Genomic DNA, 19,437 nt, shown 5'->3' with positions numbered 1-19,437 from the left:
GGCGGCGGTGGCGGTCGTCGTGGTCCTGGCGGCGGCAGCGGTGGTGGCGGTGGCTACGGTGGTGGTGGCGGCAACCGCTACTGATCATCGACCCCGGCCTGTCGGTATCGGCGGGCCGGTAAATTTCCGGTTTTTTAAGGCAAACCCTGCGGCACATCCGCCTGCGAGTGCTTTGCTTTGTTTTTAGATTTGACTGGAAGGTGCTCTTGGCCAAGACCAATTATTCATTCGAAAAGCGTCAGCGAGAGCTTGAAAAGAAGCGCAAGGCGGAAGAAAAACGTATGCGCAAGCATGACGACAGGGGCGCGTCCGATGACGCAGCCGACGGCCAGCCGGCCGGTGATGATGAGGCGCCTGCACCGTCCGGGGCTGATAGCCCGGCAACGAAACCCGACTGAGGCCGCTCCCAGCGAGCTGCCCACAAGAATTGTAGAAACCCCGCAAGCCCTGCCTGCGGGGTTTTTTTACGCCGTTTCGAAATGCTCCAGCATCAGCTGAATGCTCGATACCCCGTTGTATTCATTGACCGCCAGCCGGAAGGCCGCGTGAATCGACGGGCCGGCCTGAGCGGCATGATTGAACTGGATGGCGTCGATGCGGGTACTGCCTTTGCGCAACTGCAGCTTGAGGTGTTTGTCCTTCAGGATGCGCTGATTCTCGACCCGGAAGGTGTCGTCGAAGACCGGCGCAGCGAAACCCTGACCCCAGATTTCCCGCTCCAGCAGGCGGGCGGTTTCCAGGCTGTAGAGGCTATCTTCGAGCGCACCGTCGGTTTCGAGATTGCGGGTCAGGTCGGCGGGGTCGATCAGGCCGTGGACGACGCTTTCGAACAGGGCCTGGAAACGCGCCAGGTCGTTTTCGCGGATGGTCAGTCCGGCAGCCATGGCATGGCCGCCAAACTTCAGGATCAGATCCGGCGCCTGCTTGGTGACCAGATCGAGGGCGTCGCGCAGGTGCAGGCCGGGAATCGAGCGGCCGGAGCCCTTCAGCTCGCCCTCGTTGCCGCGGGCGAAGGCGATGGTCGGGCGGTGGAATTTCTCCTTGATGCGCCCGGCGAGGATGCCGATGACGCCCTGATGCCATTCGGCCTCGAACAGCGTGAGCGTGGAGCGGGTGCCCGGGTCGATACCGTCAAGCTCGGCCATCGCGCCTTCCTGCATGTCGGCTTCGATGGCACGGCGTTCGCGGTTGAGCTTGTCGAGTTCCTGGGCGATGTTGAGCGCCCGGCTGATGTCGTCGGTGATCAGGCATTCGATACCGAGGGACATGTCGGCCAGGCGGCCGGCGGCGTTGAGGCGCGGGCCGAGGGCGAAGCCCATGTCGAAGGTGGTGGCGCGGGCCGCGTCACGCCCGGCTGCGGCAAACAGGGCGCGAATGCCGGGTTGCATGCGGTCGGCGCGCATGCGCTGGAGGCCTTGCGACACCAGGATGCGGTTGTTGTGGTCGAGCTTGACCACGTCGGCGACGGTACCCAATGCGACGAGGTCGAGGAGTTCGGCCAGATTCGGCTCGGTCTTGCCCTCGAAGGCACCCCGTTCGCGCAGCTCGGCACGCAGGGCGAGCATGGTGTAGAACATGACGCCGACGCCGGCCAGGGCTTTGCTCGGAAAGGCGCAGCCGGGCTGGTTGGGGTTCACGATCACGTCGGCTTCGGGCAGTTCGTCGCCCGGCAGGTGGTGGTCGGTGATGACGGTGGCGATGCCGTGCTCCCGCGCGGCCGCAACACCTTCAACGCTGGCGATGCCGTTGTCCACGGTGATCAGCAGGTCCGGCTCCATTTTTGCGGCCAGTTCGACGATGGCCGGGGTCAGGCCGTAGCCGTATTCGAAGCGGTTCGGCACCAGGTAGCCCACGTCGGCGCCAAAGGCGCGCAGGGCGCGGATGCCCACTGCGCAGGCGGTGGCGCCGTCGCAGTCGTAGTCGGCCACGATGATCATCCGCGCGCCGGCTTCGATGGCGTCGGCGAGAATTTCGGCGGCTTCGCGCACGCCTTTGAGCTGGGTCGGCGGCAGCAGGGACTTCAGGCTGTAGTCGAGTTCTTCCCGGTTTTCGATGCCGCGGGCAGCGTAGATGCGGGCGAGGAGCGGGTGCGTGCCGGCTTCGAGCAGGCGCGTGACGGCGCGGATGGGTACCGGACGAGGCAGGATGCGGGTCATGGATTTTGCGGATTGGGTGCTGGCGCGCTGGCGAGCAGGGTGTCGAGGGGCCGGGGCTTGCGCCAGAACTTCCACAGTCCCGAGGCGGAAACCTCGATGTGCAGGAAATGCTTGTCGCCGGGGGCGCTGATGCGCAGCTTGCTGATTTGTTTGGCTTTCAGGGCCGCCAACAGGGGGGCAAACCAATTTGTGTCGAGTTCTTCGATAGCGGCCAGCCAGGCGGCGCTGTCCATGTGCAGGGCCGGGCGCTGGAGGCTGTCGACGATGGCCAGTGTTGTGCCGGGCTGCTCCCGGTAACGGTCGGCGGCCTGTACCTCGATGCCGGCGTGGCGGGCCAGGCCGCGGGCGAAGGGCTGGTCTGCCTGGATGTGGCTGGCCGGCGTGTGGGCAGGTGCATCCCGGGGGCCGGCGCCCCACAGCCATACGCCGTTGATGGTGCGCTGGCCGGCTTCTTGGCGGGCGGCATTCACCGGGTGGTTGTAGAGCCACACCTCAAGTTCGTTGGAGAGGCGCGCCCAGCGGGCGACCTCGTCGCCTTCGGGCATGAACAACTGCACCGGGCGTCCGCTGACGTCGGCAATCGGATGGAAAAAGGGCTTCGGTTCGTCGGGCAGGGCGACGTACCAACGATCCGCTGTCGGCGCTTCAAAGCGGCCGATGTCGGCGAAGGTCTCGTTGATGCCGGTCATCAGAATGTCGGCTTCCGCGCGGGTGATGGCGAGGCTGCTGGCATCGGCGAGGAGCAGGCGGTCGCGGGAGAAGTGCAGGTGCACCGGGTCGCAGCACAGCCAGTGGACGTCTTTTGGCGTGTTGGTGGCTTCGCCGAGACGACGCAGGTGGGCATAGGGCGTATGGCCCCCGTTCAGACCGAACTCCCCGGCCAGCCAGGTTTCGAGGGCCACGGCGGGACGCCAGGCGTGGCTGGCATGGCCGAGCAGGACCGGAAGTGCTGTCAGGGGGGGCGCCGCGGGCAACTTGCCGAAGGCCGCAGTGGGCCAGGCCAGGCCGGGAACAACGAGGTGAAACTGCATGAATGTGCCGGGTAAACAGGTGCGGGATGCCAGGAGCGGAATACCAGTGGCGAGTCTAGCATGCACCCGGCGGAGGGCTGTTCAGGTCAGGGCGTTTCGGTGATCTCCTGCAGTGCCGAGCCAAAGCTGGTGGAGCACAGGAGGAGCTGGCTCGGGCCGAGGTTGCGGGTTTCGCTGCGCGTGCAGGTGGGGCTGTTGTCGCCTCCGAGGATTTCCAGCGGCAGGTCGCGCAGGGTGCGTGCGTCGGCCGGGGCGGCGGCAAAGGCTCCAGCGCGACTCAGGCCAGCGCGGAAAAAATTGCGCGGGCCGTCGGTAACCAGGAACAGCAGGGTGGCTTTGCTTTGGCTGGCGCGGGGGGCCGGGCGGGTCTGATTGTCCTGGGCGGGCAGGGTGACGGTGAGCGTGCGCTCGATGCGACCGAGGGGGTCGATCTGGTTGGGATACAGCAGGGTGAAGCCGTCGTTGCTGGCCGCCACAACGTGAAGGTAGCCGGGCTGGCTGCTGGTGAGGGTGAAGCGCATCGGCTTGCCTCCTGCACGGTAGTTCGTCCGCAGACCATTCACGCTGATCTGGCGCCGCTCGTCCCGCTGGGCATGCAGGGCCGTGAGCAGTGCGTGAGGGCTGATCGCGTCGCCACGTGGCATCACCGGGGCCGGGATCAGGTTGCCGTTGCCGGCGAGGGTGACAAGCGGGCGAGCGCCGGGATGGTTGGCGAGCGTTGTCCGGGTGCAGTCGACGAGTTCCCTGCCGGTGGGCATGCCGGCTGCTGCGCTGAGTGTGGCGCGGCCATCAAGGCAGGCGAGGAGAGCCTGGGTGAAAAGTCCGCCCTGGCTGTTGGCCGGGGTGGTGGACGCTTCCTGTGTGGCGCCAAGATAGAGGATGTTTCGGCTCTTGCCTTCGTTCAGGCTGTGCGTGACGGTGTCTTCGGATGCCTGGCAAGCGCCGGCGCCGGCTCGGGTGTCGATCAGGAGCACCAGCTTGTCAGCCCTGTGGGCAAGGCTGCGCACATGGGCGGCAAGTTCCGTGGCGGTGAGCACGTCCTTGCTGGTGGGGAGCGTGAATCCGGTGCTGCAGCGGCCGGCTTCACGCAGGCGGGTGCTGTTACCGGATACATGGATGAAGGCACGATCCCTGTCTCCCATCCGGGCATCCAGATCGACCAGGGCTTTGCGCAGCCCGTCCAGGGTGAGCTCGGCCTGGGCCGGTTGACGGATGTTGGCGTCCGGGACTCCCATCAGACGGGCGATGGCGGCGGCGTGAGTGGCGTCCTGCCGGCTGGCGGGGGCGGCGCTGCCGAGTGACAGGAGCAGGGCGTGGTTGCTGGCGCGGGGGGCGGTGCGGGGCACTGGCGGCAGGTCGGTGCCGACGGGCTGGCGGGTTGGACTGGCGAAGGCATTCTGTGTCGGGGCGTCCATGCTCAGGCTTTGTTCGCGCACCCAGCCGCGTCGATTGCCATCCGCTTCGACCTGGACCCAGTCTCGCCGGGTTTCGAGCACACGAACAGTGGTGCGGCGGTGCAGCTCCATGATGCTCCATGAACTGCTGCCGGGTTGTTCCCGCAGTTTCTCGGGCTGGGTGACGGTGGCTGTGCCTGCCGCCGTTGCGACTGCGCTTGCCAGCAGGAACACTGCCGGAAAAAGCCGGTATGTCATGGCGTTTCTGTTCATGGTGTCGGATAGTTTCTAATATTCAGGTTTTGGACAGGGTTGTTCGTTAAGGATCTCTTGGTATTGAATGATCCCATTCTTCCGTTTTTCCCAAACTAGTTGGTGAGCACCATGAAAAAGACGAATGTACGTGCAGTTGTAGCGCTGATCACGTCGGCTGCGTTGGTATTGTCGGGCTGTGCAACACCCGGGCAAGGGGGTGTCGGCGCTCCGGTTGCCGGCGGACAGGTGGGCTGTGGCCTGCAGGCCACCACCCAGACAAACAATACGCTTTCCGGCGCGGCGATCGGCGCCGGTGTGGGTGCGTTAGTGGGTGCGGCCGCCGGACGTGGCCACGTCAAGAACGTTGCTGCGGGTGCTGCTGTTGGCGGGCTGGTGGGGGCGGGCGTCGGTGCCTATATGGATCAGCAGCAGGAAGTGCTCAAGCGCGATCTCGCCGGCTCGGGCATCAATATGGCCCGTTCCGGTGATGTGATCATCCTGACGTTGCCTGAAGGCATTCTGTTTGCGTCAGGCAAGTCTGCCCTGTCGGCACAGGCCAGGCAGGGCCTTGACCGACTGGTCAACCCGCTCGTCAAGTTCGACAAGACCGCGGTGACGGTGTGCGGGCACACGGATAACGTGGGCGCGCGCGACTTGAACGTCAAGTTGTCGGCTGACCGGGCCCGTGCGGTGTCGGACTACCTGGCCCAGAAGGGTGTGCCGGCATCGCGCCTGTCGGCCATCGGCATGGCCGACGACCAGAGCATCGGCGACAACAAGACCCAGGCAGGGCGCGCGACGAACCGTCGGGTTGAGGTTGTCCTGCGGCCGATCCAGGGCTAGGTCGTCGTTTTCGCTTACAGAATTGGGACTCCGGCGGGATACCCAGCCCCGGCCTTCTCCGGCACAATGCGCGGCTGCGCCGGGTCCCGGCGTTTCCGGTTTTCCTGCTGATGTCCTATGAATTTCTGGTCGGCCTGCGCTATACCCGCTCCAAGCGGCGTGCGCAGGGCCGTAATCGCTTCATTTCCTTCATCTCCCTGGTGTCCATGCTCGGCATTGCGCTGGGGGTGGCGGCGCTGATCGTCGTGCTGTCCGTGATGAACGGCTTCCAGCGTGAATTGCGTACGCGCATTCTCGGGGTCGCTTCGCATGTGCAGGTGAGCGGCTTCGACGGCGAGCTGGGCAACTGGCAGCGGGTTGCCGACGACGCTGCCAAGCATCCGCGGGTCAAGGCGGTGGCGCCCTTCGTGCAGGCCCAGGGCATGTTGTCCTTTGATCAGACCGTGCGCGGCACGCTGATCCGCGGGGTGCTGCCGGATGCTGAAGACAAGGTGGCGGATTTTTCGCAGCACATGCGCGCCGGCAAGCTGGAGGATCTGCAGGCTGGCGGTTTCGGTGTCGTGCTGGGCGCCGATCTGGCGCGGGCCTTGCGGGTGTCGATGGGCGAAAAGGTGACCTTGATCGCCCCTCAGGGCCTGGTGACGCCGGCGGCGATCCTGCCGCGGCTCAAGCAGTTCCGGGTGGTGGGGATCTTCGAGGTGGGAATGTTCGAGTATGACTCCAGCCTGGCCCTGATCCATTTGCAGGACGCCCAGACCCTGTACCGCATGGAGGACCGGGTTTCGGGGGTGCGTCTCAAACTCGACGATCTCTTCGCGGCACCGCGGGTTGCCCGTGAGCTGATGCAGTACGTGGATGCGGATACGCTGATTTCCGACTGGACGCGTAGCCATGCCAACTTCTTCCGCGCCGTGCAGATCGAGAAGAACGTGATGTTCATCATCCTGCTGCTGATCGTGGCAGTGGCGGCCTTCAATATCGTGTCGACGCTGGTCATGGCGGTGCAGGATAAACAGGCGGACATCGCCATCCTGCGCACCCTTGGGGCGAGTCCTGGATCGATCATGAAAATTTTCGTGATTCAGGGGGCGCTGATCGGCTTCATCGGGCTGGCCATCGGGGTGCTTGGCGGCGTCACGCTGGCGCTGAATATCGACGTGGTGGTGCCGGCCATTGAGCGGGCCTTCGGTATCCAGTTTCTGGCCAAGGACGTGTATTACATCTCCGACCTGCCGTCCGAGCTGTTGTGGTCGGACGTGATCACGATCACTGCTGTGTCTTTCGTGCTGACCCTGGTGGCGACGCTTTATCCGAGCTGGCGGGCGTCCCGTCTCAATCCGGCGGAGGCCCTGCGTTATGAGTAATGCTGTGATGAACGGAACGGTGATCGAGTGCCGTGGCTTGTCCAAGTCCTTCCGTGAAGGGGCGGAGGCCCTTGAGGTCTTGTCCGGTGTGTCCCTGTCCGTCGCCCGGGGCGAACGGGTGGCGGTGGTGGGCACTTCGGGCTCCGGCAAGAGCACGTTGCTGCATCTGCTGGGCGGGCTGGATGTGCCCTCGGCGGGTGAGGTGAAGCTGCTCGGGAAGGATTTTTCGACGATCTCGGACGCCGAGCGTGGCGCGCTGCGCAACCAGTCGCTCGGTTTCGTCTATCAGTTTCACCACTTGCTGGCGGAATTCTCGGCCCTTGAAAACGTGGCCATGCCCCTTTTCGTGCGGCGCATGAAGAAGGACGAGGCCCTGGCCCGGGCTGCCGAGACGCTTGCCGCTGTCGGTCTGGGGCACCGGCTGGACCATACGCCGGGCGAGCTTTCCGGTGGCGAGCGCCAGCGGGCGGCCATCGCCCGGGCGCTGGTCACCCGGCCGGCCTGCGTGCTGGCCGATGAACCCACCGGCAACCTGGATCGTCATACCGCCGAGAAGGTCTTTGCCCTCATGCTGGAGCTGGCGGAGGAGCAGGGAACCAGTTTTGTGATCGTGACGCACGATCTGCAACTGGCTGCCCGGGCCAGCCGGATACTTCATTTGAGGGACGGAATTCTGGATCAGGAGCATTGATCCAGAACAGAAAGTGCCTTGTTTATAAGGTGCTTATGCATGCTGCCGGGCAATCAGGCTGTCTCAAGTTCACCGGCAGGCAAGCCGATAAGGGCTGACACGTGGCGTAGATAAACGACCCAGCCCTTGTCGGAGAAATCATGAAAGTCCTGTTCGCCCCGGCCGTTGCGATGCTTAACCGCATGCGTTATCCGGCCAAGTTTATGCTCCTCGGCCTGATCGCTTTCCTGGTGATCGGTTTTCTCCTTGTCCAGCTGACCCTCTCGCTGCGCTCCAGCATCATTTTCGCAGAGAAGGAACTCGACTCCATCCAGAGGGTGCCAACGCTCCTGAAGGTGATCGAACTTGCCCAGCAGCACCGGGGCCTGTCTTCCGGGGTGCTGAACGGCAACGAGGAGTTGCGTCCCCGGCTGCAGAAGAAAACCGAAGAACTGGTTGCGGCGATGAAGGTGGCAGACGAAATCCTGACCACCGGTGCCACGCCGTCGGCGAAGAAGCGCTGGAACGAGGTGGATGCCGGCTGGGAGGCGCTGCGCTCCGGCGGCCTGGGCATGAAGCCGCGCGACAATCTTGTCGCCCACACGGCGCTTATCCGTAAGGCCACTTTGGCCCTGCACGATTTGGGGGATGACGGCAACCTCACTCTCGATCCGTCCGCCGACACTTATTACCTGATCGACAACACGGTGCGCCGGGTGCCGGATGTGTCCGAGCGTCTCGGCCGTCTGCGGGCCATGGGAACGGGCGCCCTGGCCGCCAAGGCCGTCGATGATCAGCGCCGTTTCGATATCAGCTCCCAGCTCGGTGAGCTGAACATGGCGGTGACCGATCTCAACGAGAACTTCGACCGTGCCGCCATTGCGAATCCCCGGGTCGGGGCATCCCTCGACAAGCTCGGCAAGGAGTTCAACGCGGGGACTTCGAAGGTCGTTGAGGTGCTCCAGGAGCATGTCCTGAAAGGTGATTTCGAGATGGCCCCACCGGTCTATTTCGATATGGTCACCCAGACCATCAGCATGGTTTTCAGCAAGACGTATCAGGAGCTCATTCCCGAAACGACGCGTCTGCTCGACGCCAGGCTGTCCAGTTTGAAGCAGGCGTTCACCCTGGCTGCAGTGTTCACCGGAGTCGCCCTGCTACTGCTGCTGTACTTGTCCGTTGCCTTCTGCCTGGCGGTGATGCAGTCCGTCAATGAACTGCGGGCGGGGGCACGGGAGCTGGCCGCCGGCAATTTGCGTTCGCGCATCGACTTTTCTGCCCAGGATGAACTCCGCAAGGTGGCCGATCAGTTCAATGAAATGGCCCAGTCCTTTGCTGATGTGATCGGCAAAGTGCAAAACGGGGCCAATGGTGTGGCCAGTTCGGCGGTTTCCCTTGCCAGTGCCGCATCCCAGGTGTCGAATGGGTCCGACCAGCAGAGCGCGGCGGCTTCGAACATGGCCGCGGCAGTCGAGGAAATGACCGTTGGCATCGAGGAAATTGCCAGCAGTGCGTCCTCCGCCGAGGGCATTTCGTCCGAGTCCGGCAAGTTGTCGGCCGAGGGGGCGGCGGTCGTCGAACAGACCGTGGTGGAGATGGAGCGCATCGCCGGTTCGGTGCGCGAGTCGGCTGCGGTGATCCAGGATCTGGGTGACCAGTCGGCACGCATATCGACCATCGTGAATTCCATCAAGGAGATTGCCGACCAGACCAACCTGCTGGCCCTCAACGCAGCCATCGAGGCCGCCCGGGCGGGCGAGACCGGGCGGGGCTTTGCGGTGGTGGCCGACGAGGTGCGCAAACTGGCAGAAAGAACCGCCAAGGCTACCGACGAGATTACCGGCATGGTGGCGTCCATCCAGAAGGGGACGAGCCGTGCGGTGGATACCATGCACGATGGGGTGACGCGGGTCCAGGAAGGGGTGGTACTGGCCGGCAAGGCCGGTGCCTCCATGGACCAGATCCGGGCAGGAGCCAGCCAGGTCGTCAACGCCGTCACTGATATTTCTGCCGCCTTGCGCGAACAGGGGGCGGCGAGCACGGATATTGCCCGCAATGTCGAGCACATCGCCCGCATGGCCGAGCAGAACTCGGCGGCGGTCAGGGATACGGCAGATACCGCCCATCGCCTTGAGAGCCTGGCCCAGCAATTGAGGGCAGAAGTCGCCCATTTCCGTATCTGACAGTCAAACCGGAAGCTCAGGCTTCCGGTTTTTGCTTCCTGGTTTGCTGGAGTTGCCATGAATATCATTTTTGTCCCGGCTATAGGGCTGCTCAACAAGATGCGCTACCCGGCCAAGTTCGGCCTTGTGGGGGCGATCTCCTTTCTGATCATGCTGGCCTTGCTCGTCCAGTTGGCGGGCTCTCTCAAAACCAGTCTCACGACGACCGAAAACGAGCTCGATGCGATCAATCGCGTCCCGAAAGTCCTGTCGGTGATCCAGCTTACCCAGCAGCATCGCGGGCTGTCATCCGCGGTATTGAGCGGCAACGAGGCGATGGGGCCGGCCCTGTCGAAGAAAAGTGAAGAGCTGGTCGCCGCGATGAAGCAGGCCGATGAAGCTCTCTCGGTGCTGGTCGAGGCCGATCATCGCCAGCGCTGGCAGGAGACCAAGGGCGCCTGGGAGGCCCTGCGTTCCGGGGGTTCCGGAATGAAGGCGGCAGACAATATCGCGGCGCATACGCGACTCATCGCCCAGCAGACGGTCGTTCTGCACGATCTGGGCGATGCCGGGGAGCTGGCCCTTGATCCTTCCCCCGATTCCTATTATTTGCTCGACAACATCGTTCGCCGTATTCCCACCGTGACGGAACGCCTCGGGCGGCTTCGTGCCCTCGGCACCGGCGCGCTGGCCGCCAAGGCGATGGACGAGCAGCGCCGCTTCGACATCAGCGCCCAGATGGGCGATCTGCACACGGCGATGGCCGACATCAAGGAAAACTTTTCCCGTTCGGCTGCGCTGGATCCGCGCCTCAAGCCGTCCCTTGACAGGCTTGCGGGCGAACTGGAAGTGGAAACCGGCAAGATCGTCGATCAACTGCGCAACCATGTCCTCAAGGATGACTTCGAGATGCCTTCGGAGGCTTACCTGGCGATGACGACCCGCGTTATCGATATGGTCTATGCCCGGACCTTTTCCGAGATACTTCCCGAAACCGAAAGGCTGCTGGCGGAACGGGCCAGGGTGCTCAAGCAGCGTTTTCTGACCAATATCGTCGTGGCGGTTGGCGTCATGCTGGTGCTGGTTTACATCGGAATCGGCATGTACCTCTCGGTGCTTGGGTCGGTCAGGGAGTTGCGTGAAGGTGCGGCCGGCCTGGCTTCGGGCAATCTGGGTACGCGCATCCGTTTCAGTGCATCGGACGAACTGAAGGAGGTGGCCAACCAGTTCAACGAAATGGCCCAGTCTTTCTCCGATGTGATCCGCCGCGTGCAGAGCAGTGCGCATGACGTGTCGCGCTCGGCCATCTCCCTGGCTGAGTCGGCCGCCGAAGTGTCGCGGGGTTCGGAAGCCCAGAGCGAGGCAGCATCGAGCATGGCGGCGGCGGTAGAGGAAATGACGGTCGGCGTGGACGAAATTGCGAACAGCGCGGCCGCGGCGGAGGGCGCTTCCTCCGAGTCGGGGCGGCTGTCGGCCGACGGGGGGAGCGTGGTGGCGCAGACCGTGTCGGAAATGAAGCTCATCGCCGGGACGGTCAATGAAGCGGCCAGGGTGATTCGGGAGCTGGGCGAACAATCGTCGCACATCTCGATGATGGTCAATTCGATCAAGGAAATTGCCGATCAGACGAACCTGCTGGCGCTTAATGCCGCCATCGAAGCTGCGCGGGCCGGCGAGACCGGTCGGGGTTTTGCGGTGGTAGCCGATGAGGTGCGCAAGCTGGCGGAACGTACCGGCAAGGCCACCGACGAGATCACCAGCATGGTGGCGTCAATCCAGGGGGGTACGACACGGGCCGTCGGGACGATGGAGGATGGTGTGAAGCGGGTCGAGAGCGGTGTACTGCTGGCGACCCGGGCCGGATCGTCCATGGAGTTGTTGAGCAGGGGCGCTGGCGATGTGGCGCTGGCGGTGGCGGATATTTCGTCTGCCTTGCGCGAACAGGGGGCGGCGAGCACCGAGATTGCCCGTAGTGTCGAACACATTGCCCAGATGGCCGAACGCAATTCGGCGGCCGTGCGGGATACGGCCGGCACGGCCCGGGAGTTGCAGACGTTGGCCCATCAGCTCCAGGGCGAAGTGGAGCGCTTCCGCATCTGAACCTTTGTTACTCGGGCAGGAGCGCGCCTTCGAGCTCCTGCCGTCCGAGGGGCGAGGCCATGGCGATCACGTGCTGGCCAGGTTCAAGCATGAATTCCTTCGGCGGGTTGAAAACGAAGTCGCCGCCCCGGCGCACTGCCAGCATCACGTAGTTTGGGCTGCGCAGGCACAGGGTCTCCAGCGCCCGGGGTTCGAAACGTAGCGGCACCAGCACTTCCTCCAGACGCAGCTTGTGTTCCGAGCGCAGCATTTCGTCCAGAAACGACACCACGTGCGGCCGGATCATGCTGGAGGCGATGCGCATGCCGCCGGTGAAGTCGGGCGAGATCACGCTGTCGGCGCCAGCCTTGCGCAGCTTTTCCGTGTTGCGCACCTCATGGCAGCGGGCCACGATACGGATGTTCGGGTTGAGTTGCTTGGCGGTGAAGACGATCATCAGGTTGCGGCTGTCGTCGCCGGTGACGGCGAAAACGCCATGGGCGTCCTCAATGCCGGCGGCGATCAGCAGATCGTCGTCACTGGCGTCACCATTCAGATAAACGAGGCCCGGCAGGCGTTCCCGGTGGGCTTCCATAACCGCTTCGTCGGCATCAATGGCGACGAAATGGCGGTGGGTGGTGGTCAGTTCGTTGGCCACGTTGCGTCCGACCCGGCCGAATCCACAGACGATGTAATGGCCGTGAAGCTTGCGAATCTGTTTTTCCATGCGTCGTCTCCGCAGCGAGTAATCGAGATCGCTCTCGAGAAAGAAAACCGTGAGGCTGGTGAACAGAAATGTCACCGCGCCGAAGCCGGCCAGGGCAATCAGGCCGGCAAACAGCCGCTCAGCAAAGCCGTCGATCTGCACCACCTCGCCGTAGCCGACGGTGGTGATGGTGATGATGGTCATGTAGAAAGCGTCGGAAAAATCAGCCTTGTCGCCGCCGGCCATGTAGAAGCCGACGGTGCCGACAAGCATCAGCACGAGCAGAAAGCCGGCCGCGAAGTAAATCCGCAGCAGGATGCGCGGGAGTTGGCTGCTGCGTCCGCGGGGCGTCCCTGTCTGCCGCCTCCGCCGTCGGAGGAGGCTGCGCAGCCACGGGATGATGGTTGTGATTTTCAAGTGTGACGGGACCGGCGTTTGTTCCAGTGGTGAATCAGGTACGCCCGCCAGGCGATGCGGGTCAGCAGGTAGCCGAGCAATGACAGGCTGGCGCCGAGGAGGATGAGTCCGAGGGCGAGCGGGCGGCCGAGTCCGGCCATCCATTGGATCAGGGCTTCGATCCAGCTCCCCAGGCCTGCCGGTCCCCATTCGGGCGGTGCGGTGAAAGGTCTGCCGCCATTGCCGAGAATCCATTCCCCCATGGCGAAGGCCAGGATGTAGAGCGGCACGATGGTGAAGGGATTGGTGTACAGCGTGGTGAGCAGGGCCAGGGGCAGGTTGACCCGCAAGAGCACGCAGCAGATGGCTGCCCCCAGCATCTGAAAGGGCCCTGGAATCAGGCCGCAGAAAAAGCCGACGGCAACCGCACCGGCCGCCGAGTGCCGGTTGAGGTGCCACAGGCGCGGGTGAAGCAGGGTCGAGCCGAAAGGGGCCAGCCAGCGGTTGGTGGCGAGCGACTCGTGGTCCGGCAGATGGCGCTTGAGCAATCGTCGCATGGTGTTGGCGGACTTGTCGGGTAAAGACCCGTATCTTCACGGGGATTCTAACCGAGCCCCTGCCGCTTGGTGTTTTCGGCGCTTCAGGCTAGATTTGCGTCGATGATGAATATCTGTTTGGTATTTGCTTTCGGCATTTTGTGTGCTCAGCTCGGGGCCGATCTGCCTTCGCCGGCTGCCCGCGGTGCCGCCGTCGTGCTGATTCCAGGTGGCGGGTTGCTGGCGTGGCTGGCCAGTCGGCGATCAGGGGGCTGGTGGCGCAGCCTGCAGGTCATCCTCGTGAGCCTTGCCGCGCTGGCCGCGGGCTGGAGTTTCGCTGCCTGGCGGGCTGAGGTCCGGTTGGCGGAGGTGCTGGCTGCCGAATGGGAGGGACGCGATGTGGTCGTGACGGGCGTGGTGGCTTCCCTGCCACAGGATTTCGAGCGTGGTTTGCGCTTTGTCTTTGCGGTGGAGCAGAGTGCGGCGCCGCTGCCGTCCACGATCTCGATCGCCTGGTATCGCGGTTTTCGTGACGAGGAACTGCACGCCCTGCCGGAAATCCATGCGGGTGAGCGCTGGCGTCTCAGCGTGCGCCTCAAGCGGCCCCACGGCAACGTCAATCCCCACGGGTTCGACTATGAAGGCTGGCTGCTGGAGCAGGGTATTCGGGCCACCGGCTATGTGCGCCCGGCGGAGGGCAACACCCGTCTCGATGCTTTTGTGCCGGGGGTGATGACCGCGGTCGAGCGGACCCGCGAGAAGATTCGCGAGCGCTTTCGGCAGGCCCTGCCTGATGCGCCTTATGCGGGCGTGCTGATCGCCCTGGCGGTGGGGGATCAGCGTGCGATTGCACCGGATCTGTGGCGGGTTTTTGCGCGCACGGGCATTTCGCATCTCGTTGCCATCAGCGGCATGCATGTCACGATGTTTGCGGCCCTGTTTGCTGCTGGCGTCGGCTGGAGCTGGCGGCGCATTCCGGCACTGGCCCTGCGCTGGCCGGCCCAGCAGGCGGGCGTGGTCGCCGGTTTTGTGGCCGCTTTCGGCTACTGCCTGCTGGCGGGCTGGGGCGTGCCGGCTCAGCGTACGCTGTACATGCTCGGCTGTGTGGCACTGGCCCTTGTCTTGCGGCGGGAGACGGCGCCGGGCCGGGTCCTCGCCCTGGCGCTGGCGGTGGTGCTGCTGATCGATCCGTGGGCGGTGATGGCGGCGGGCTTCTGGCTGTCCTTCGGGGCTGTGGCCTTGTTGTTTCTGGTCAGCACGGGACGGCTGGCGTCGGAGGGGCGCCTGCGTGAAGCCCTGCGTACCCAGTGGGCGGTGACGCTTGGGTTGATTCCGGCGTTGCTGGTGCTGTTCCAGCAGTTCTCACTGGTGTCGCCGCTGGCCAACGCGATCGCCATTCCGCTGGTCAGTTTCGTGGTCACGCCACTGGCCGTCGCTTTTGCGATTCTGCCGTTGCAGATGCTGGCCGATCTGGCCCACTCGGCCTTTGTGCTGACCATGCTGCCGGTGCACTGGCTGGCAACTTTGCCGTGGGCCAACTGGCAGCAGGCGGCACCGCCACCGGGGCTGGCTGTGCTGGCGAGCGTCGGTTGCGTCTGGGCCTTGCTGCCGCGGGGAACGCCCGCCCGCTGGGTCGGGTTGACGATGCTGGTGCCGCTTGTCTTGTGGGCCCCGGCGCGACCCGGTGAGGGTGAGGCCACCGTTACCGTCCTTGATGTGGGGCAGGGGCTCGCCGTGCATGTGCAGACGGCTGCGCATGATCTGATCTATGACACCGGTCCGGCCTTTTCGGCCGATGCCAACAGCGGCGAGCGTATCCTGCTGCCCTACCTGAGGGCCGCCGGGGTGCGCCGCCTCGATACGCTGGTGGTGACCCATCAGGACAACGATCACGCCGGTGGTGCCGAAGCCGTGCTGAGTGGCATTCCCGTGGCCGAGGTGCGTACTTCCCTCCCGCTGAATCATCCGGTGCGCCTGATTGCCGGGATGCGTGACCAGCCTTGTGTGGCCGGGCAGCACTGGGAGTGGGACCGCGTGCGCTTCACGATGCTTCATCCCGAGGCGCCAGCCAGCGGAGCGGTTCCGCGCAAGACCAACGACATGGCCTGCGTGCTGCGCGTGGAGGCGGGTGGCCAGCGCCTGCTGCTGACCTCGGATATCGAAGCTGTTTCGGAAGCCGGATTGCTGGCCCGCGAAGGGGCGAATCTGGCCAGTGATGTGCTGGTCGCGCCGCATCATGGCAGCCGGACTTCATCCACGCCGGCTTTCATCGCAGCGACTTCGCCGCGCTGGGTGATTTTTCCGGTGGGTTATCGCAACCGCTTCCGCCACCCCAATCCGGACGTATGGGCGCGCTGGTCGGCAAGCGGCTCACGGCTGCTGCGCACGGATGCGGGTGGGGCGGTCATCGTCCATCTGGGGGCTGGCGAGCCGCGTCTTGAAACCGCCCGTGCGCTGGCGCCGCGTTACTGGTACGGGCGCTGAACGGCTGCAGCCCCGGTAGATGCTATCCTTGGCCCATCCCAACCCGTGTCCCCGTCCATGAGCCTTCTTGCCGCCCTTCGCAAGTTCTTCGCCGGCGCGCCCGAGGTGCCACCCGCGCCCGCACCTGCACCGTCCCCGGCAACCGAACGTCCCCAGTTTCTGGAGCCTCGTCAGCGCAGCGTCCAGTGCGTTGGCGCCCATGGCCTGCATCGCATGGCCTACACGGAATGGGGCGACCCGCACAACGAGCGCGTGCTGATCTGCGTGCATGGCTTGACCCGCAACGGGCGTGACTTTGACGATCTGGCGCGCACCATGGCACCCCACTACCGGGTGATCTGCCCGGACGTGGTCGGGCGCGGGCGCAGCGGCTGGCTGGCGGTGAAGGACGACTACCAACTGCCGACCTACGTGGCCGACATGATCACCCTCATCGCCCGGCTGGACGTGGAAACGGTGCATTGGGTCGGCACCTCGATGGGCGGGCTGATCGGCATGCTGATCGCCAGCCTGCCCGAGAACCCGATCCGGCGCCTGGTGCTCAACGACGTGGGGCCGGTGGTGACCGCCAGTTCGATCCGGCGTATCGGGCAGTACGTGGGAACGGCGCCGGTGTTTCCGAGCTACGACGCGGCCGAGGCCTATATCCGCGAGGTGAGCGCGCCCTTCGGGCACCTTAGCGCCGCCCAGTGGCGGCATCTCTCCGAAACGTCGGTGAAGCAGGTGGATGGCGGCTGGGCCATGCGCTACGACCCCGGCATCGGTGAGCCCTTCCGCAAGACGCCGATCCTGATGGATGTGGATTTGTGGTCTATCTACAACGCGATCAGCTGTCCGGCGCTGGTGCTGCGTGGTGCGGATTCCGACCTGTTGTTGCGGGAAACCGCTGAAAAGATGACGGTCAGCGGGCCGAAGGCGAGGCTCGTCGAAATACCGGACGTCGGCCATGCGCCAACCCTGATGGAGCCAGCCCAGATTGCGCCAATCCACGACTTTCTGCTGGAGGGACGCTGATGCAGGGCGTGTGGCTGACCGCCTTCAGCGCGGTCGACTGGATTGCCTTTGCGTGGTTCATCGCCTGCTGGGCGGGGTATGGCTGGATTGTCGAGCATGGCCCCGACGGCCGCATGCGCGGTCTGCTCGGCGTGAGCCACTGGTATCGCCTGGAATGGGGGCGGCAGATGCTGCGCCGGGATGTGCGGGTGGCGGATTCGGGCCTGGTCGGCAACCTGATGCAGAACGTGTCCTTCTACGCCAACACCACGATCTACGTGATCGCCGGCTTGCTGGCACTGCTCGGCACGATGGACAAGCTGATCGACGCGGCATCGGATCTGCCCTTTGCCCGCGCGGTCTCCCGCGAGGTGTGGGAGGTCAAGCTGCTGCTCTTGCTGATGGTGTTCGTGGTGGCCTACTTCAAGTTCACCTGGTCGCTGCGCCAGTTCAACATGCTGTCGATCCTGATTGGCGCCGCGCCGCCGCCGGGGGAGGGCACCGAGGAGGATGCCCAGCGTTTCGCCAAGGTGAATTCCCTGGCTGGCGACGAGTTCAACCGCGGCATTCGGGCCTATTACTTCGGTCTTGCCGCGGTCTTCTGGTTCGTGCAGCCGTGGCTTTTCGTGGCGGTGACTACCTTGATCGTGCTGGTGTTGTATCGGCGCGACTTCCTGTCCCACACCTACGGAGCGATGAAGCGCTGATCAGCTTTCCGGCTTGAGCTTCACCGATACGGAGTTGATGCAGTACCGCAGTCCGGTGGGGGCCGGGCCGTCTTCAAAGACGTGGCCTAGGTGGGCACCGCAGTTTTTGCAGACGACTTCGGTGCGCACCATGAAATGGCTGCGGTCCTCCACTTCTTCGACGTTCTCGGGGGCGGCGGCACTGTGAAAGCTCGGCCAGCCGCAGCCCGAGTCGAACTTGTGTTCCGATGAAAACAGCTCGGTGCCGCAGCAGGTGCAGGTGTACTGGCCGGCCTCGTGGCAATCCCAGTAGCGGCCGGTAAAGGCTCGCTCGGTGCCCTTCTGGCGCGTCACCACGTATTCCTCGGGGGACAGTTCGGCACGCCATTCAGCGTCGGTCTTTTCGATATTGCGGGTCATGGAGGTCTCCGGTTGGGGGCTCCGGATGGAGGCCGAGAAGGGCGGGAAGGTTCCCGCCCGGCTGGCTCAGTGGAGGTGCTTGGGCATCTGCTCGGCCTGCTCTTCCGGCAGTTCGGCATGCACCGCTTCGCCTTCCGGCGACGGGTACATGGGCGCGCCACAGTCGTCGCAGTATTCCATCGGGAACTCGTTGTCGAGGGTCAGGATGTCGGTGATGCCGCAGGCGCGCAGGGTCGTCTCGATCTCGCTGAGGGTTTCGCTGCTGTCGTCCTCGGCACCGAGGAGCGGCCACACCACGCCATGCACCACTTCATTTTTGCCGCTAAGGGTGAAGCCGATGCGGAACTCCTCGACCTGGCGCTCGAAGAAGGGCGCAACGACGGCCCGCAGCCCGGCCGCCGGGGCATCCAGCGTGGTGCTCAGGAACGCCACCGAGGCCTGGATCGAGTAGGGGCGGGAGGTCTTGTCGGCCTCGCGGCTGGCTGCAAAGTAGGCATTCGGCAGCACCACTTCAAAAGCGCAGCCGGTAAGCAGTGGTGCGATGCAGGCGCCGCCCTGGGCACGCCATTGTTCGAGGGCCTGGTCGCGGGTGCATTCCTCTTCCTGCCAGCGGAAGATCGGCGCGCCCTTGGGTACCATCACGGCGCCCAGCAGGTAGCGGTTGTCGGACAGGAACTGGGCTGTCTCGGGCAGGTTGTCGGTCTTGATGTGCAGGTCGGTGTCGGTTTCGGCGGCCTTGCCCAGGTGCGTGGCGAAATCTGCCGTGGCGCAGTAGCCCTGGGGCAACTGGTCCGGGCTGAACAGGAAGTCGGCCAGCGCCAGTTTGACGTCCTTGGCCAGCACATGGGCCTTGAGATGCACGCGCAGGTTGGCCATCACCGCGGCAGAAATGGGCGTGGCCGGGATGCGGTAGCGTGACCAGGCCATTACCGGTGCGGCAATCAGCAGCACGTCGTAGCGTGCATCGGACTTGAGGGCGCCCTCGGCCCGCGACTCGATCATGTCGGCGAGTTCGTCGTAGGCGTGCACGCTGGCCGTGCTCAGGTGATCCAGCGTGGTGGTAAGGCTGTCTTCGTCCTCGGCGCCGAGCAGGCCGTCGATGGCCGCGGCAAGGCGTTCGTCCCAGAAGTGATCTTCGGCGCGGCTGCTGGAGTCGGCGAGACCATTGGCGAGCCACAGGAGCTGTTCGGCGTCGCGCGGCAAACCGCCGCGACGCCCGAGTCGGTTACGTTTCATCGGGGCTCTCCTTGTTGGTGTTCGTG

The 19,437-nt window shown here is 64.6% G+C and carries 17 protein-coding genes; 10 read left to right on the top strand and 7 right to left on the bottom strand.

Annotated features, from left to right (window positions below; genetic code table 11):
• Both ETQ85_RS26640 and ETQ85_RS20385 read left to right on the top strand, forming a co-directional pair.
• On the top strand, positions 1-187 hold a 187-nt coding region (locus tag ETQ85_RS26640; RefSeq protein ID WP_222862226.1), incomplete at its 5' end, for a hypothetical protein.
• A 19-nt stretch (positions 188-206) separates the two neighbouring features.
• Positions 207-398: a hypothetical protein gene (locus ETQ85_RS20385; RefSeq protein ID WP_148580922.1), complete on the top strand. Its 192-nt coding sequence runs from the start codon at positions 207-209 to the stop codon at positions 396-398.
• A 66-nt stretch (positions 399-464) separates the two neighbouring features.
• On the opposite strand, the gene recJ is transcribed toward ETQ85_RS20385, so the two are convergent.
• The 3 genes from recJ to ETQ85_RS20370 form a co-directional block, all read right to left on the bottom strand.
• Positions 465-2,156, bottom strand: a complete 1,692-nt coding sequence (gene recJ, locus ETQ85_RS20380) for a single-stranded-DNA-specific exonuclease RecJ (protein ID WP_148580921.1) — start codon at positions 2,154-2,156, stop codon at positions 465-467.
• Complete coding sequence (locus ETQ85_RS20375; RefSeq protein ID WP_148580920.1) at positions 2,153-3,187, bottom strand: hypothetical protein; 1,035 nt, start codon at positions 3,185-3,187, stop codon at positions 2,153-2,155. The genes recJ and ETQ85_RS20375 overlap by 4 nt, the downstream gene beginning before the upstream one ends.
• An 86-nt stretch (positions 3,188-3,273) precedes the next feature.
• A complete protein-coding gene (locus ETQ85_RS20370; RefSeq protein ID WP_187394795.1) occupies positions 3,274-4,839 on the bottom strand; it encodes an SH3 domain-containing protein in 1,566 nt (521 codons plus the stop codon).
• A 126-nt stretch (positions 4,840-4,965) separates the two neighbouring features.
• On the opposite strand from ETQ85_RS20370, the gene ETQ85_RS20365 reads away from it, so the two are divergent.
• The 5 genes from ETQ85_RS20365 (at position 4,966) to ETQ85_RS20345 (ending at position 11,975) form a co-directional block, all read left to right on the top strand.
• Positions 4,966-5,679, top strand: a complete 714-nt coding sequence (locus tag ETQ85_RS20365; RefSeq protein ID WP_148580918.1) for a YiaD family glycine zipper/OmpA-like lipoprotein — start codon at positions 4,966-4,968, stop codon at positions 5,677-5,679.
• Between the two features lie 110 nt (positions 5,680-5,789).
• The gene (locus tag ETQ85_RS20360; protein ID WP_148580917.1) at positions 5,790-7,043 is read left to right on the top strand and encodes a lipoprotein-releasing ABC transporter permease subunit; all 1,254 of its coding nucleotides are present in this window, start codon (positions 5,790-5,792) and stop codon (positions 7,041-7,043) included.
• Complete coding sequence (gene lolD, locus ETQ85_RS20355) at positions 7,036-7,734, top strand: lipoprotein-releasing ABC transporter ATP-binding protein LolD (RefSeq protein WP_148580916.1); 699 nt, start codon at positions 7,036-7,038, stop codon at positions 7,732-7,734. The genes ETQ85_RS20360 and lolD overlap by 8 nt, the downstream gene beginning before the upstream one ends.
• 140 nt (positions 7,735-7,874) lie before the next feature.
• A complete protein-coding gene (locus ETQ85_RS20350; RefSeq protein WP_148580915.1) occupies positions 7,875-9,896 on the top strand; it encodes a methyl-accepting chemotaxis protein in 2,022 nt (673 codons plus the stop codon).
• A gap of 57 nt (positions 9,897-9,953) precedes the next feature.
• Positions 9,954-11,975, top strand: a complete 2,022-nt coding sequence (locus ETQ85_RS20345) for a methyl-accepting chemotaxis protein (protein ID WP_148580914.1) — start codon at positions 9,954-9,956, stop codon at positions 11,973-11,975.
• Between the two features lie 7 nt (positions 11,976-11,982).
• Here the strand turns inward: ETQ85_RS20345 and ETQ85_RS20340 are convergent, their stop codons facing one another.
• Positions 11,983-13,077 (bottom strand): potassium channel family protein, encoded by a 1,095-nt coding sequence (locus tag ETQ85_RS20340; protein WP_246128842.1) that lies wholly within the window; start codon positions 13,075-13,077, stop codon positions 11,983-11,985.
• Complete coding sequence (locus ETQ85_RS20335; protein WP_148580913.1) at positions 13,074-13,613, bottom strand: DUF2062 domain-containing protein; 540 nt, start codon at positions 13,611-13,613, stop codon at positions 13,074-13,076. Before ETQ85_RS20335 ends, ETQ85_RS20340 begins: the two co-directional genes overlap by 4 nt.
• Positions 13,614-13,730: 117 nt before the next feature.
• On the opposite strand from ETQ85_RS20335, the gene ETQ85_RS20330 reads away from it, so the two are divergent.
• Genes ETQ85_RS20330 through ETQ85_RS20320 form a run of 3 tightly spaced genes read left to right on the top strand, consistent with a single transcriptional unit; the run spans position 13,731 to position 17,776 of the window.
• A complete protein-coding gene (locus ETQ85_RS20330; RefSeq protein ID WP_222862225.1) occupies positions 13,731-16,076 on the top strand; it encodes a DNA internalization-related competence protein ComEC/Rec2 in 2,346 nt (781 codons plus the stop codon).
• Between the two features lie 57 nt (positions 16,077-16,133).
• A complete protein-coding gene (locus ETQ85_RS20325) occupies positions 16,134-17,090 on the top strand; it encodes an alpha/beta fold hydrolase (RefSeq protein ID WP_148580911.1) in 957 nt (318 codons plus the stop codon).
• On the top strand, positions 17,090-17,776 hold the full coding sequence (locus tag ETQ85_RS20320) for a DUF599 domain-containing protein (protein ID WP_148580910.1): 687 nt from the start codon (positions 17,090-17,092) through the stop codon (positions 17,774-17,776). The genes ETQ85_RS20325 and ETQ85_RS20320 overlap by 1 nt, the downstream gene beginning before the upstream one ends.
• Here the strand turns inward: ETQ85_RS20320 and msrB are convergent, their stop codons facing one another.
• Positions 17,777-18,175 (bottom strand): peptide-methionine (R)-S-oxide reductase MsrB, encoded by a 399-nt coding sequence (gene msrB, locus ETQ85_RS20315; protein ID WP_148580909.1) that lies wholly within the window; start codon positions 18,173-18,175, stop codon positions 17,777-17,779. It lies immediately after the preceding gene.
• Between the two features lie 66 nt (positions 18,176-18,241).
• Positions 18,242-19,411, bottom strand: a complete 1,170-nt coding sequence (locus tag ETQ85_RS20310) for a DUF2863 family protein (RefSeq protein WP_148580908.1) — start codon at positions 19,409-19,411, stop codon at positions 18,242-18,244.
• Positions 19,412-19,437 lie beyond the last annotated feature (26 nt).

Source organism: Zoogloea oleivorans, assembly GCF_008107625.1.
In the GTDB taxonomy this organism is placed as follows: domain Bacteria; phylum Pseudomonadota; class Gammaproteobacteria; order Burkholderiales; family Rhodocyclaceae; genus Zoogloea; species Zoogloea oleivorans.
The sequence above is the reverse complement of the archived record's forward strand: the minus strand, read 5'-3'. Positions and strand labels throughout refer to the sequence as shown.